At 45.5% G+C, this 851-nt stretch carries 1 protein-coding gene; it reads left to right on the top strand.

Annotated features, from left to right (window positions below; all coding sequences use genetic code 11):
• Positions 1-851 (top strand): RHS repeat domain-containing protein (locus ACYUCW_RS18055; protein ID WP_460409178.1); only part of this gene is annotated, 851 nt, incomplete at both ends.

Below are 851 nucleotides of genomic sequence, written 5' to 3' on the forward strand. Positions count from 1 at the left end.
TGAACGTATTAATGGACAAGAGATTGTTCATCAATGGAATGATACTGATAATACACTGGCATTGACCCGTTTTGGTGAACGGGAGTTGCATTATGCTTTTGGGGCACTGGGGGAGTTAACTTCACTGCAAGTCAATCAGCATGCACCACTTCAATTTAGCTACAACGCGGTAGGACAAGAGTATTTACGCCGTAGTCACGCTGGATTTGTCAATTCCAGTCACTATACGGCCACTGGTTTACTGGCTCATCAACGAGCAGGGCGAGGCACCGAACAGTTTTTACAATCGATACAAGCCCATCCCCAACAACCGCCATTTTGTACGGATGTGCACCGCAGTTATCAATATGATCGCGCTTATAATGTGGTGGGCATTGAAGATGATCGCTGGCGACAGACACGTTATCACTATAATGCCAATGACCAAATCACTGAGACACAATACAGTCCACAATGGGGTAATCAGGACGAAAAATTCCAGTATGATAACAACCTCAATATCACGGAGCACTTAACAACGCCGTCCTCGTCGATGGTGCCTTCAGAAGCACAAGGGGCGATGCTACAGCTATTTCAGCAACAGCAAGCAGGACGGGTGACTCGCCGTTACACAGCGAAGGGATATCAAGATTACCATTATGATGTTAATGGGCGATTAGCTAAAAAAATTGTCCATACACGCGGTTTTCGTCCCAGAGAGTGGCGCTATTTATGGAACACACAAAATCGGCTAACCGCATGCTTTACACCGAAAGGGGATTGTTGGCACTATACTTATGATGCTTTTGGTCGACGTTTGAGTAAAACCAAAACCGTTGACAGTGACTTAGCCCATATAGACCCATTATTTC

The organism is Proteus sp. MB838, assembly GCF_054767435.1.